Genomic DNA, 12,332 nt, shown 5'->3' on the forward strand with positions numbered 1-12,332 from the left:
TCATTGATGGTGTGATATGGAACCAATCGAACAACAACTGACAGAACTGCGAACCACGCTTCGCCATCATGAATATCTGTATCATGTGATGGATGCGCCCGAGATTCCCGACGCCGAATATGACCGCCTGATGCGGGAACTACGAGAGCTGGAGGCGCAACGTCCGGACCTTATCACGCCGGATTCGCCCACGCAGCGCGTTGGCGCGGCGCCGCTGACGGCATTCAACCAGATTCGTCATGAAGTACCGATGCTGTCGCTCGATAACGTATTTGATGAAGAAAGCTTCCTGGCGTTTAACAAGCGAGTGCAGGATCGTCTAAAAAGCACGGAAAATGTCATCTGGTGCTGCGAGCTAAAGCTGGATGGCCTGGCGGTCAGCATTCTGTATGAAAACGGCGTGCTGGTGAGCGCTGCGACACGTGGCGACGGCACCACCGGTGAAGATATCACTTCAAACGTGCGCACGATTCGCGCCATTCCGTTAAAGCTGCACGGCGATAACATTCCGGCGCGTCTTGAAGTTCGCGGAGAGGTATTTTTACCGCAGGCCGGGTTTGAAAAGATCAATGAAGACGCGCGCCGCACTGGCGGCAAAGTGTTTGCTAACCCGCGTAACGCGGCGGCGGGCTCGCTGCGTCAGCTCGATCCGCGTATTACGGCGAAGCGACCGCTAACATTTTTCTGCTACGGCGTCGGTATTCTGGAAGGCGGCGAGTTGCCGGATACGCATCTGGGACGTTTGCTGCAATTTAAAGCGTGGGGGTTACCGGTCAGCGATCGCGTGACGCTGTGCGATTCTCCCCAGGCGGTACTGGATTTTTATCGCAACGTCGAAAAAGATCGCCCCACGCTCGGTTTTGATATCGACGGCGTGGTGATTAAGGTCAACTCGCTGGCTTTGCAGGAACAGCTGGGCTTTGTGGCCCGCGCGCCGCGCTGGGCGGTGGCGTTTAAATTTCCTGCTCAGGAGCAGATGACTTTTGTGCGCGATGTTGAGTTTCAGGTCGGGCGCACCGGGGCGATTACGCCGGTGGCGCGTCTGGAACCGGTTCAGGTGGCTGGTGTGCTGGTCAGCAATGCCACGTTGCATAATGCCGATGAAATTGAGCGGCTTGGCTTGCGCATTGGCGATAAGGTGGTTATCCGTCGGGCAGGCGATGTGATCCCTCAGGTGGTCAACGTGGTTCTGTCCGAACGCCCTGAAGAGACGCGTCCGATTGTGTTTCCAACGCACTGTCCGGTGTGCGGATCGGACGTAGAGCGCGTTGAAGGCGAAGCCGTTACCCGTTGTACCGGCGGGCTGATTTGCGGCGCGCAGCGTAAAGAGTCGCTAAAACATTTTGTGTCGCGCCGGGCGATGGATGTAGACGGGATGGGCGATAAGATCATCGACCAACTGGTGGATAGGGAGTATGTCCATACGCCAGCGGATCTGTTCCGTCTGACGGCGGGTAAACTGACCGGCCTGGACCGAATGGGGCCAAAGTCCGCGCAAAATGTTGTTAACGCGCTGGAAAAAGCCAAAGCGACGACCTTTGCGCGTTTTCTCTATGCGCTGGGCATCCGTGAAGTGGGTGAAGCGACGGCGGCGGGGCTGGCGGCTTATTTCGGTACGCTGGAGGCGCTGCAGGCCGCCACCATTGACGAGTTGCAGAAAGTACCTGACGTGGGGATTGTGGTCGCTACGCACGTCTTTAACTTTTTTGCCGAAGAGAGTAATCGTGACGTGATTGGGCAGCTACTGGCGGAAGGGGTGCACTGGCCCGCGCCGGTAGTCATTAATGTGCAAGAGATCGATAGCCCGTTTGCTGGTAAAACCGTGGTACTAACCGGTAGCCTGAGCCAGATGTCTCGCGATGACGCTAAAGCGCGTTTAGTGGCGCTGGGCGCGAAAGTGGCAGGCAGCGTATCGAAGAAAACCGATCTGGTGATTGCCGGTGAAGCGGCGGGTTCCAAACTGGCCAAAGCGCAGGAACTGGGTATTACCGTGATTGATGAAGCGGAAATGATCCGCTTACTGGGTGCCTGAGATGGAAAAAGAGCAGCTGGTTGAAATCGCCAACACCGTGATGCCGTTCGGCAAATATCAGGGACGTCGATTGATCGACCTTCCGGAAGAGTATTTGCTGTGGTTTGCCCGTAAAGATCAATTTCCGGCGGGTAAACTGGGGGAATTGATGCAAATCACGCTGCTGATTAAAACCGAGGGGCTGACGCAACTGGTGCAGCCCCTGAAACGCCCGCTTTAAGCTTTCGCGGCGCGGCTTTCCTGCTGCGCCTGTAACTTCTCGGTCTGGCGTTTGTAGCGCCGCGCCAGCCCTGCGCAGACCATCAGTTGGATCTGGTGGAAGATCATCAGCGGTAATACCATCATACCCAGCACTGACGTCGGAAACAGAATATTGGCCATCGGGATCCCGTTGGCCAGGCTTTTTTTCGAACCGCAGAAAACAATAGTGATTTCGTCGGCTTTATTGAAGCCGCATTTACGGGCGACAAAGACGTTAATGGCGATGACGATCGCCAACAGTATGAGACTGACCACGACGATAAACAGCAGCGATCCCCAGCCGACTTTGTGCCAGATGCCGTTGACCACCGCTTCGCTGAACGCCGAGTAGACCACCAGCAAAATAGAGGTCTGATCTGTTTTCGCGATCCACTTTTTGTTGCGCGCGACCCAGTTGCCGATCCACGGGCGAGACAGGTGTCCCAGCACAAAAGGCAGCAGCAGTTGCAGCATAATTTTGCCCACCTCTTCCAGACTGCCCTGCGCGCCATGAATATTCATTACCAGACCGACCAGCAGCGGCGACAGGAAAATGCCCAGCAGACTGGACGCAGACGCTGAGCACACCGCGGCCGCGACGTTACCGCCCGCGAGTGAAGTAAACGCAATCGCAGACTGCACGGTGGCGGGCAAAATGCACAGATACAGAAAGCCGCTGTAGAGCATAGGGTCGACATTGACAGGCGCCCACCAGGCAAACAGTACGCCGAGGACAGGAAAGAGCACAAAAGTGCTGCACATGACCCACAGATGCAACCGCCAGTGGCTGCCGCCAGCGATGATCGCTTCACGCGAAAGCTTCGCGCCATGCATAAAAAACAGCAGAGCGATGGCCGCTGTCGTAATGCCTTCAACGACAGGCACAAAGCTGCCTTCCGCCGGGAAAAAAGAGGCCAGTAGTACCACGGTGATAAGTGTCAGCGTGAAAGGGTCAAGGATACGAAAAAGTTTCATAAAAACTCCTGAAAGTCGGTGCAGCTATTTTGCGTTTTTCGCTTTGAGAAATAAAATTGATTTATTGCATCTATATATGAATCTAGTCGATGAACTATTCACTGCGTCAACTGCGTATTTTTATTACCGTCGCCCAGGCCAAAAGTTTCAGTCGGGCAGGGGACAGGATTGGACTGAGCCAGTCTGCGGTCAGTCATAGCGTAAAAGAGCTGGAGCGGCAAACCGGCGTCAGACTGTTGGATCGCACTACGCGTGAGGTGGTGCTGACCGAGGCGGGGCAACAACTGGCGACGCGTCTGGAGCGGGTGCTGGATGAACTGAACAGCATACTGCGCGATGCAGGCAGAGTAGGGACACAATTAACCGGCACCGTGCGCGTTGCCGCGAGCCAAACCATTTCTGCTCATCTTATTCCGCAATGCATTGCCCAAAGTAATTCGCTTTATCCCGCTATTGATTTTGTATTGCACGATCGTCCGCAGCAGTGGGTGCTGGAGAGCATCCGCCAGGGTGAAGTGGATTTTGGCATCGTTATCGATCCCGGCGCAGCGGTGGATTTACAGTGTGAAGCCATCTTATCAGAGCCTTTTTTACTGTTGTGTCGCCAGGATCATCCGCTGGCGCATCAGGAATGGGTAAGCTGGCAGGATCTTAAACAGGCGTCGCTGGTCTTACAGGATTATGCTTCCGGCAGTCGACCGCTGATTGATGCGGCGCTGGCCCATTTTGCTATTGAGGCGGATATCGTGCAGGAGATTGGTCACCCGGCCACGCTGTTTCCAATGGTGGAAGCGGGAATCGGCATCAGCGTGCTGCCCGCGCTGGCGTTACCGCTCCCGCAGGGCAGCCACTTACAGGTTAAACGGCTGACGCCCGTAGTTGAAAGGCAGCTCATGCTGGCGCGGCGAAAAAACCGATCGCTCTCCACGGCGGCGCAGGCGTTGTGGGACGTGGTGCGTACTCAGGCCAGCGAATTAACCGCCGCGAGGGCGAAAGATCCGCTGTATCAGCTATAAATATCTATCTGTCCGTGTGTGAGGTGCGGTCTTGCCCTGCCATTTTTGACAGGGCTGTGTGTTAAAACAGGTACTTGATGGAATAAATAATGCCATCCTGCAGGAAGGATTCTCCTAACTTATTATCAGCGTAACGATATTGTACTCCTGCGGTCAGGTGAGGAGTCGCATTCCACCACAGCGCTACTGCGCCATTAATGCCATCTTTCCCGCCATTGCCCGCAGCGTAGGACGCATCGCGGTCAAACTCATACTCATTCCAGTTCGTTACGCTGAATTTCTCACTACCCAACGAGAAGCTATAGCCGGCCACCCAACCTAATACATAACCATTATCGCCTGTGTAGTAGGTCTGATCGGTATAACGTTTGGCAAAGAAGGGTTTAAACCAGTAACCGTTACCTGTGAAGTTATAGCCTAAACCATAGAGAAACATGTCATCATGGAAATTAGCGCGATGAGGTGAACCGTACGTCCCGTAGGCATGGAGATAGAGGTTTAATCCTGTATCGCCCAGATAAATACGGTTGGTATTTTTAAAGGTGTAACGCTGTTCGCTGCCTGGTTTAGCGTGGCGGCCATTGTAAAAATTTTCCCAGTCGAAGAACCCGTACATTTCTCCCCAGCTAAAATTCGCTCCGCCTTCCAGTTCCAGGTACCCAAAATCATCTTTATGGGATTTTTTACTGGTTTTTTCCGTGGTGTCTGATGTCCAGTCGAGGTAATGGAGGCCGATATCGGCGAACCCGCCTTTAAATTCCGCATGGGTGAGTGCGGGAATAATGAGTAAAGAAGAAAGCGTCAGAGTAAGAATTTTTTTCATAGCATATTTCCCTATGCCGATAATTATTAATGGGTTAATTAAAAAGAGGCAATTTATAAATATGAAAGCGGCATATTGTTAATATGAAGTGCAAGCAAAAACCAATACTGTTTTCCCTCTGTATTAATACAGAAGCGATCTAAATCTATCGATATTAAATGGCTATTGATGACACGTGAAAAGTGTATTGGTCAGCAAGGGGCGATGGTCGTTATAAAAAGGAGTCAAATTAAATCCGATAGAACAAGGAAACTTATGCCTCACGCTCTTTTTTCTCATAATCCTGAGTATTGTATTGATATTATTCATGCACATAAACCGGCATTTACCCCGCGAGTCGCGTTTATTTTAGGCTCCGGGTTGGGTGCTCTGGCGGATCAAATCGAAGATGCGGTAGCCATTTCTTACGAGAAATTGCCGGGATTTCCCGTCAGCACCGTACACGGCCATGCTGGTGAACTGGTGCTCGGCCATCTGGCGGGTGTTCCGGTGGCCTGTATGAAAGGCCGCGGACATTTTTATGAAGGGCGTGGAATGGCGGTGATGACCGATGCCATTCGCACGTTGAAATTACTGGGCTGTGAAGTGTTGTTCTGTACCAATGCGGCAGGATCTCTGCGTCCGGAAGTGGGGCCGGGTAGCCTGGTTGCGCTTAGCGATCACATTAATACGATGCCCGGTACGCCGATGGTGGGGCCAAACGATGATCGTTATGGCGATCGCTTCTTCTCGCTGGCTAATGCTTATGACGCAGATTATCGCGCCATGCTTCAGTCCGTTGCGGCAGAGGAGGGATTCCCCCTCACTGAAGGCGTATTTGTTTCTTATCCGGGTCCGAACTTCGAAACGGCGGCAGAAATCCGCATGATGCAGATTATTGGCGGCGATGTGGTCGGAATGTCCGTTGTCCCTGAGGTGATTAGCGCACGTCATTGTGGCCTCAAAGTTGTTGCCGTCTCAGCGATCACCAATCTGGCGGAAGGGTTAGGCGATGTAAAACTCTCCCATGCGCAAACGCTGGCGGCGGCTGAACTTTCCCGGCAGAACTTTATAAATCTGATTTGCGGCTTTTTACGTAAGCTGGCCTAAACACAATGACTACGGCCCCGTATTGGGGCTTTATCTCACGGCAAGGAATAAAAAATGGGTATTACGTCCCGCTTAAAAGTCATGTCGTTCTTGCAATATTTTATCTGGGGGAGCTGGCTGGTTACCCTGGGCTCTTACATGATCAACACTCTGGATTTTACCGGCGCGAATGTCGGTATGGTCTACAGCTCAAAAGGACTGGCAGCGATTATCATGCCGGGCATTATGGGGATCATTGCTGATAAATGGCTGCGCGCTGAGCGAGCCTACATGCTTTGCCATCTGGTTTGCGCGGGGGCGTTATTGTACGCCACCACCGTTACCGATCCCCAGACGATGTTCTGGGTGATGTTGGTTAATGCGATGGCGTATATGCCAACGATTGCATTATCCAATAGCGTTTCGTACTCCTGTCTGGCGAAAGCAGGTCAGGATCCGGTAACGTCATTTCCGCCTGTGCGCGTTTTCGGCACAATAGGTTTTATTGTTGCGATGTGGACGGTGAGCCTGATGGGGCTGGAACTGAGCAGTGCGCAATTATACATCGCTTCTGGCGCATCGTTATTGCTGGCCCTGTATGCGCTGACGTTACCGAAAATTCCGGTAGCCGAGAAGAAGGCGAACACCACGCTTGCCAGTAAGCTCGGACTGGATGCTTTTGTTCTGTTTAAAAATCCACGCATGGCAATCTTCTTTTTGTTTGCGATGATGTTGGGGGCGGTGCTGCAAATTACCAATGTCTTCGGTAATCCGTTCCTGCATGATTTTGCCCGTAATCCTGAGTTTGCCGATAGTTTTGTGGTGAAGTATCCCTCTATCTTGCTTTCAGTTTCGCAGATGGCGGAAGTGGGCTTTATCCTCACCATTCCGTTCTTCCTTAAACGCTTTGGTATTAAAACGGTAATGCTGATGAGCATGCTGGCGTGGACGCTGCGTTTCGGCTTCTTTGCCTTTGGCGATCCATCCCCGTTTGGCTTTGTTCTATTGCTGCTGTCGATGATTGTTTATGGCTGCGCATTTGATTTCTTCAACATCTCAGGGTCAGTATTTGTAGAGCAGGAGGTGGACTCAAGTATTCGCGCCAGCGCGCAGGGGCTGTTTATGACCATGGTTAACGGCGTGGGGGCGTGGATTGGGTCGCTTTTAAGCGGTATGGCCGTGGATTATTTTTCTATTGATGGCGTAAAAGATTGGCAAACCATCTGGCTGGTTTTTGCCGCCTACGCTCTGGCATTGGCCGTTATTTTTGCATTGTTCTTTAAATATCAGCACCATCCAGAAAAATTGTCGACCAAATCATTAGCACATTAATTTTATTTGACTGGCGAGAGGATGTTCGCCAGTCCATTTTTATGAACAAGGACACAGCATGAAAGAAATTATTCTCTCCTCCGGTATTGGATTTGGTATTGGCGCATTTTTTACTTTATGCCGTATACCTATTCCTGCACCAAATGTTTTACCCGGGGTTTTATCTATTGTATTTATGTATATTGGGTATCTTGTCGTTAAATCTATTTTTTACTAGGTAATATGGTAAATTCCAGACGTTATCCCATATTCCTGGAGTGCGATAGTGATGGAACGAGCCCATCGTATTGATCTAAAGCTATTACGTTATTTCCTCGCTGTTGCAGAAGAATTGCATTTTGGCCGGGCTGCTGCCCGGTTAAATATGTCACAACCTCCCTTGAGTATCCATATCAAAGAACTTGAACAGCAACTGGGTACATTGCTGTTTATTCGTCATTCCCGCAGCGTTGCATTAACCCATGCCGGGAAAGTTTTAATGGAGGAGTCACGTCGCTTGTTAGCCAATGCAAATCAGGCGCTGGCGCGAGTGGAGCAGATTGGTCGCGGTGAAGCGGGGCGCATTGAACTGGGTGTGGTTGGTACGGCGCTGTGGGGAAGAATGCGTCCTGCGATGCGTCACTTTTTGAAAGTAAATCCCAATGTTGAAGTACTTTTTCGCGAAAAGTCTCCAGGTATGCAAATGGCGTTGTTAGAGCGTCGGGAACTTGATGCAGGGATCTGGCGTATGGCTATCGAACCGGCAGTCGGTTTTACCAGCATACGTTTGCATGAATCTGCATTCATGGTTGCAGTTCCGGAAGATCACGATCTGGCATCCAGAGATTCTGTGCCGCTGTCGGCGTTGCGCAATGAATATTTTGTTACGTTGCCTTCCGTACATTCTGATTGGGGATTTTTACAACGTGTATGCCAACAGGCGGGTTTCTCGCCAATGATTATTCGGGAAGTGGTTGAGCCGCAAACGGTGTTGGCGATGATCAGTATGGGGATCGGGATTACGCTGATGGCTGATGGCTATGCGCAAATGAGCTGGCCGGGTGTGGTGTTCCGTCCGTTAGAGGAACGTATTCCGGCGGATTTGTATATTGTGTATGACCAGCAGCAGGCAACGCCAGCACTGGAGAAACTGGTGGCGGCGTTGACGGTATGATGTCTGTGCCGGATGGCGACTAACGTCTTATCCGGCCTACGTGTGCGGTGTCGTCTGTGCCGGATGGCGATTAACGTCTTATCCGGCCTACGTGTGCGGTGTCGTCTGTAGGCCTGATAAGCGCAGCGCATCAGGCAAGACCCGAACCTGCGGCAGGTTCGAATCTTATAAATCGCAGATAGCAAAAAAGCGCCTTTAGGGCGCTTTTTTACATTGGTGGGTCGTGCAGGATTCGAACCTGCGACCAATTGATTAAAAGTCAACTGCTCTACCAACTGAGCTAACGACCCGAAGTGGTGGGTGATGACGGGATCGAACCGCCGACCCCCTCCTTGTAAGGGAGGTGCTCTCCCAGCTGAGCTAATCACCCACTTCGGTACTTCACAATAAGAAATTTAGCTGGCGAGAAAGTGGTGGGTGATGACGGGATCGAACCGCCGACCCCCTCCTTGTAAGGGAGGTGCTCTCCCAGCTGAGCTAATCACCCACTTCTCAATTTCTTATCTACACGGCGGAGACTACATAAAGTAGTTGGTGGGTGATGACGGGATCGAACCGCCGACCCCCTCCTTGTAAGGGAGGTGCTCTCCCAGCTGAGCTAATCACCCCCGCTGTGTGGAGTCGCATTATAGGGAGAGTTGAAAATGAGTCAACGCATTTTCTAAAGTTTTTGTTTGTTCGTCGTAAAATTAAACAAAACGATCGTGAATTACCCCGCACTGCATGATTTCTATACGGAAATAGCAAAGCGCAGCGTTCTGACCGGATCAACATTGAGGAATCAAGCCACAGTGATAGAATACAAGGCTATTCATCTTTCCAGGATTTGCCGGTTGTCGGCATCTTTATAAACGTAAGGCCATTTCATGAAAATCAAAACTCGCTTCGCGCCTAGCCCGACAGGTTATCTGCACGTCGGCGGCGCGCGTACTGCTCTTTATTCCTGGCTTTTCGCACGTCACCACGGCGGTGAGTTCGTGCTGCGTATTGAAGACACCGATCTTGAGCGTTCCACGCCGGAAGCCATTGAAGCCATCATGGATGGTATGAACTGGCTGAACCTGGAATGGGACGAAGGCCCATATTTCCAGACCAAACGTTTTGATCGCTATAACGCGGTGATTGACGAGATGCTGGAGGCGGGAACAGCCTATAAATGCTACTGCTCTAAAGAGCGTCTGGAGCAACTGCGTGAAGATCAGATGGCGAAAGGCGAGAAGCCGCGTTATGACGGGCGTTGCCGTCACAGTCACGAACATCATGCCGACGATGAGCCATGCGTGGTGCGCTTTGCCAACCCGCAGGACGGTTCCGTTATTTTTGATGATCAGATCCGTGGCCCGATCGAATTCAGCAATCAGGAACTGGACGATCTGATCATTCGTCGTACCGACGGTTCCCCGACCTACAACTTCTGTGTGGTGGTTGACGACTGGGATATGGAAATTACCCATGTGATTCGTGGCGAAGACCATATCAACAATACTCCGCGCCAGATTAACATTCTGAAAGCGTTAAACGCGCCGGTGCCGATGTACGCGCATGTGTCGATGATTAACGGCGACGACGGTAAAAAGCTGTCTAAACGTCACGGTGCGGTGAGCGTGATGCAGTATCGCGATGACGGTTATCTGCCGGAAGCGTTGCTGAACTATCTGGTGCGCCTGGGCTGGTCCAGCGGCGATCAGGAGATCTTCACCCGCGAAGAGATGATTAAACTGTTCTCCCTCGGTGCGGTGAGCAAGTCTGCGAGCGCGTTCAACACCGATAAACTGCTGTGGCTGAACCACCACTATATCAATACGCTGGCGCCGGAATATGTGGCGACGCATTTGCAGTGGCATATCGAGCAGGAAAATATCGACACCCGTAACGGCCCGCAGCTTGCTGAACTGGTGAAACTGCTGGGCGAGCGCTGCAAAACTCTGAAAGAGATGGCGCAGAGCTGCCGCTACTTCTATGAAGACTTCAGCGAGTTTGACGCCGATGCGGCGAAAAAACACCTCCGCCCGGTAGCGCGTCAGCCGCTGGAAGTGGTGCGCGACAAGCTGTCGGCGATTACGGACTGGTCAGCAGAAAACGTCCACCACGCGATTCAGGCCACGGCGGATGAGCTGGAAGTGGGGATGGGTAAAGTAGGGATGCCGCTGCGTGTGGCTGTGACCGGTGCCGGGCAGTCGCCTGCGCTGGATGTCACCGTACATGCGATTGGTAAAACCCGCAGCATTGAGCGTATCAACAAAGCGCTGGGCTTTATCGCCGAGCGTGAAAGTCAGCAGTAACGCCAGCTGAAACAGAATAAACGGCAGGGCAGACGCCTGCCGTTTATTCTTTGTTAGTCCGCCTCATTGATACCTAAACGCGTCAGAAATCCGCGAATACCTTCCCGCGATAAAAACAGCGCCAGTTTTTCCTGCTCCTGAGCAGACATATTTTCAACGGCATCAATAATTTGTCGATAAGCGTGACTGTGCGCCGCGTTCGCATATTCTGCGAAAGCCTCTTCCGCCTGATAAAACGCAGGCAGTTTGCGAAAAGCCGGAATATTGAGAATAAACTCCCGCACGCTGGCATCAATATGGATGAGTCTTGCGCGTCCGCCTTTGACGCCGGGAAATTTTTCGGTTTTCCAGTGTTGTTCTCTGATCCAGCGATTGACGGTTTGTCTGGCCACGCCGAGGCATTCAGCCAGCTCTTCAGTGGTCATTTTACTGCGTAATCTTTTCATATTATTTGCTATCGCGTATCCCTAAGCGTTGTAACAAACCGGTAATCCCTTCACGCACGAGGAGAGAGGTAAACTGTTTCTGCTCGGATGAGGTCATCTCTTTGGCAAGCGTCATGAGCAGCGCTTCAAGCGATGCGTTGCTGGCAGGCGTGAATGTGTCTGCGTGATGGTCAACTGAACGTTCAGCGCTGCGGATATATTCACGAACCTGTTCGTTTACATGAACCAGACGGGCTTTACCGCCCTGGACGCCAGGTTTGGGCGATGTTGCCCAGCCTTCTTTCCGTACCCATTTATTGATGGTTTGTCGGCTGTAACCGGTGAGATTAGCGAGTTCTTCTGGCGTCATCCGTTCCTTGAACATAACGATTCCCTGAATAGTCGTGGGGTTAATTAGTGGTTCATTTTATAGCACCATTTTAGTCGAAACCGTGACGTGTTTAACTACTGAATGCGAGTTGTGCCGCAATGTCCTTTATTTGAATGCTTTTTCAGCGATTGAATTCGGCAAGTTCATTTTGCCGTTGACACATGCCGAGGGAATTCATATGATGCCGCCCGTCAACTCGACAAGCTTTACGTAGTGGGGCTATAGCTCAGCTGGGAGAGCGCTTGCATGGCATGCAAGAGGTCAGCGGTTCGATCCCGCTTAGCTCCACCAAATTTACTCCCGATAAATTTGGCGTATACGTAAAAGCACTATGGGGCTATAGCTCAGCTGGGAGAGCGCTTGCATGGCATGCAAGAGGTCAGCGGTTCGATCCCGCTTAGCTCCACCAACATTCGAACCCTCGCTGAAAAGCGGGGGTTTTTGTTTTTTGTCACAAAATTTATGGCCTCTGATCTGCTCTTCAGGTGCGTTTGTTTGCCGCTGCTTTTGCGGTCAATATGAGCTTTTGTTAGATTGCTTCATAATGCGAATATACTTATTATTCATGCGCCTTATATAATGATGTGAGCATTAA

General features: G+C 51.6%; 12 protein-coding genes and 6 tRNA genes. 10 read left to right on the forward strand and 8 right to left on the reverse strand.

The window, feature by feature from the left end:
* Nucleotides 1-16 precede the first annotated feature (16 nt).
* Together ligA and K8W53_RS06690 are read left to right on the forward strand one after the other, a co-directional pair.
* On the forward strand, nucleotides 17-2,032 hold the full coding sequence (gene ligA / locus K8W53_RS06685) for an NAD-dependent DNA ligase LigA (protein WP_052939462.1): 2,016 nt from the start codon (nucleotides 17-19) through the stop codon (nucleotides 2,030-2,032).
* Between the two features lies 1 nt (nucleotide 2,033).
* Nucleotides 2,034-2,252 (forward strand): DUF3820 family protein, encoded by a 219-nt coding sequence (locus tag K8W53_RS06690; protein ID WP_001519708.1) that lies wholly within the window; start codon nucleotides 2,034-2,036, stop codon nucleotides 2,250-2,252.
* Here K8W53_RS06690 and K8W53_RS06695 read toward each other — a convergent pair.
* Nucleotides 2,249-3,247 (reverse strand): bile acid:sodium symporter family protein, encoded by a 999-nt coding sequence (locus K8W53_RS06695; protein WP_000765580.1) that lies wholly within the window; start codon nucleotides 3,245-3,247, stop codon nucleotides 2,249-2,251. The genes K8W53_RS06690 and K8W53_RS06695 overlap by 4 nt on opposite strands.
* Nucleotides 3,248-3,336: 89 nt before the next feature.
* Here K8W53_RS06695 and K8W53_RS06700 point away from each other — a divergent pair, with 89 nt between their 5' ends.
* Nucleotides 3,337-4,263 carry a LysR family transcriptional regulator gene (locus K8W53_RS06700; RefSeq protein ID WP_001109831.1) on the forward strand — a complete coding sequence of 309 codons (927 nt, stop codon included), beginning with the start codon at nucleotides 3,337-3,339 and terminating at the stop codon, nucleotides 4,261-4,263.
* A 61-nt stretch (nucleotides 4,264-4,324) separates the two neighbouring features.
* On the opposite strand, the gene K8W53_RS06705 is transcribed toward K8W53_RS06700, so the two are convergent.
* On the reverse strand, nucleotides 4,325-5,086 hold the full coding sequence (locus K8W53_RS06705) for an outer membrane protein (RefSeq protein ID WP_000722926.1): 762 nt from the start codon (nucleotides 5,084-5,086) through the stop codon (nucleotides 4,325-4,327).
* 255 nt (nucleotides 5,087-5,341) lie between these two features.
* Here K8W53_RS06705 and xapA point away from each other — a divergent pair, with 255 nt between their 5' ends.
* The 4 genes from xapA to K8W53_RS06725 are packed head-to-tail and all read left to right on the forward strand — an operon-like array spanning nucleotide 5,342 to nucleotide 8,639.
* Nucleotides 5,342-6,175, forward strand: coding sequence for a xanthosine phosphorylase (gene xapA, locus K8W53_RS06710; RefSeq protein ID WP_001119748.1), 834 nt, complete (start codon nucleotides 5,342-5,344; stop codon nucleotides 6,173-6,175).
* A gap of 54 nt (nucleotides 6,176-6,229) precedes the next feature.
* Nucleotides 6,230-7,486 carry a nucleoside permease gene (locus K8W53_RS06715; RefSeq protein WP_000513241.1) on the forward strand — a complete coding sequence of 419 codons (1,257 nt, stop codon included), beginning with the start codon at nucleotides 6,230-6,232 and terminating at the stop codon, nucleotides 7,484-7,486.
* A 58-nt stretch (nucleotides 7,487-7,544) separates the two neighbouring features.
* A complete protein-coding gene (locus K8W53_RS06720) occupies nucleotides 7,545-7,703 on the forward strand; it encodes a XapX domain-containing protein (RefSeq protein ID WP_000658727.1) in 159 nt (52 codons plus the stop codon).
* Nucleotides 7,704-7,754: 51 nt separating this feature from the next.
* Nucleotides 7,755-8,639 carry a LysR family transcriptional regulator gene (locus K8W53_RS06725; protein ID WP_000438889.1) on the forward strand — a complete coding sequence of 295 codons (885 nt, stop codon included), beginning with the start codon at nucleotides 7,755-7,757 and terminating at the stop codon, nucleotides 8,637-8,639.
* A 214-nt stretch (nucleotides 8,640-8,853) separates the two neighbouring features.
* On the opposite strand, the gene K8W53_RS06730 is transcribed toward K8W53_RS06725, so the two are convergent.
* The 4 genes from K8W53_RS06730 to K8W53_RS06745 form a co-directional block, all read right to left on the reverse strand.
* Nucleotides 8,854-8,929: transfer RNA gene (locus K8W53_RS06730), tRNA-Lys, on the reverse strand.
* A 4-nt stretch (nucleotides 8,930-8,933) separates the two neighbouring features.
* Nucleotides 8,934-9,009, reverse strand: a tRNA-Val gene (locus K8W53_RS06735).
* Nucleotides 9,010-9,050: 41 nt separating this feature from the next.
* A tRNA-Val gene (locus K8W53_RS06740) sits at nucleotides 9,051-9,126 on the reverse strand.
* Between the two features lie 45 nt (nucleotides 9,127-9,171).
* Nucleotides 9,172-9,247 (reverse strand) — tRNA-Val (locus tag K8W53_RS06745).
* 258 nt (nucleotides 9,248-9,505) lie between these two features.
* Here K8W53_RS06745 and gltX point away from each other — a divergent pair.
* Nucleotides 9,506-10,921, forward strand: coding sequence for a glutamate--tRNA ligase (gltX, locus tag K8W53_RS06750; RefSeq protein ID WP_000695623.1), 1,416 nt, complete (start codon nucleotides 9,506-9,508; stop codon nucleotides 10,919-10,921).
* Nucleotides 10,922-10,974: 53 nt separating this feature from the next.
* Here gltX and K8W53_RS06755 read toward each other — a convergent pair whose 3' ends face one another.
* Both K8W53_RS06755 and K8W53_RS06760 read right to left on the reverse strand, forming a co-directional pair.
* Nucleotides 10,975-11,367 (reverse strand): MerR family transcriptional regulator, encoded by a 393-nt coding sequence (locus K8W53_RS06755; protein WP_000826514.1) that lies wholly within the window; start codon nucleotides 11,365-11,367, stop codon nucleotides 10,975-10,977.
* A 1-nt stretch (nucleotide 11,368) separates the two neighbouring features.
* Nucleotides 11,369-11,731 carry a MerR family transcriptional regulator gene (locus tag K8W53_RS06760; protein ID WP_000472034.1) on the reverse strand — a complete coding sequence of 121 codons (363 nt, stop codon included), beginning with the start codon at nucleotides 11,729-11,731 and terminating at the stop codon, nucleotides 11,369-11,371.
* A 221-nt stretch (nucleotides 11,732-11,952) separates the two neighbouring features.
* Between K8W53_RS06760 and K8W53_RS06765 the strand changes: the two genes are divergently transcribed.
* A tRNA-Ala gene (locus tag K8W53_RS06765) sits at nucleotides 11,953-12,028 on the forward strand.
* Nucleotides 12,029-12,070: 42 nt separating this feature from the next.
* Nucleotides 12,071-12,146 (forward strand) — tRNA-Ala (locus K8W53_RS06770).
* Nucleotides 12,147-12,332 lie beyond the last annotated feature (186 nt).

The sequence above is a fragment of the Salmonella sp. A29-2 genome (assembly GCF_020150755.1).
Taxonomy (GTDB): Bacteria; Pseudomonadota; Gammaproteobacteria; order Enterobacterales; family Enterobacteriaceae; genus Salmonella; species Salmonella enterica.

Excerpts from the sequence above, each read along its gene's own strand:
- K8W53_RS06690 (WP_001519708.1), top strand. The coding sequence starts at position 2,034 with ATGGAAAAAGAGCAGCTGGTTGAAATCGCCAACACCGTGATGCCGTTC.
- K8W53_RS06760 (WP_000472034.1), bottom strand. The coding sequence starts at position 11,731 with ATGTTCAAGGAACGGATGACGCCAGAAGAACTCGCTAATCTCACCGGT.
- gltX (WP_000695623.1), top strand. The coding sequence starts at position 9,506 with ATGAAAATCAAAACTCGCTTCGCGCCTAGCCCGACAGGTTATCTGCAC.
- K8W53_RS06725 (WP_000438889.1), top strand. The coding sequence starts at position 7,755 with ATGGAACGAGCCCATCGTATTGATCTAAAGCTATTACGTTATTTCCTC.
- K8W53_RS06720 (WP_000658727.1), top strand. The coding sequence starts at position 7,545 with ATGAAAGAAATTATTCTCTCCTCCGGTATTGGATTTGGTATTGGCGCA.
- K8W53_RS06755 (WP_000826514.1), bottom strand. The coding sequence starts at position 11,367 with ATGAAAAGATTACGCAGTAAAATGACCACTGAAGAGCTGGCTGAATGC.
- K8W53_RS06705 (WP_000722926.1), bottom strand. The coding sequence starts at position 5,086 with ATGAAAAAAATTCTTACTCTGACGCTTTCTTCTTTACTCATTATTCCC.
- xapA (WP_001119748.1), top strand. The coding sequence starts at position 5,342 with ATGCCTCACGCTCTTTTTTCTCATAATCCTGAGTATTGTATTGATATT.
- ligA (WP_052939462.1), top strand. The coding sequence starts at position 17 with ATGGAACCAATCGAACAACAACTGACAGAACTGCGAACCACGCTTCGC.
- K8W53_RS06700 (WP_001109831.1), top strand. The coding sequence starts at position 3,337 with ATGAACTATTCACTGCGTCAACTGCGTATTTTTATTACCGTCGCCCAG.
- K8W53_RS06695 (WP_000765580.1), bottom strand. The coding sequence starts at position 3,247 with ATGAAACTTTTTCGTATCCTTGACCCTTTCACGCTGACACTTATCACC.
- K8W53_RS06715 (WP_000513241.1), top strand. The coding sequence starts at position 6,230 with ATGGGTATTACGTCCCGCTTAAAAGTCATGTCGTTCTTGCAATATTTT.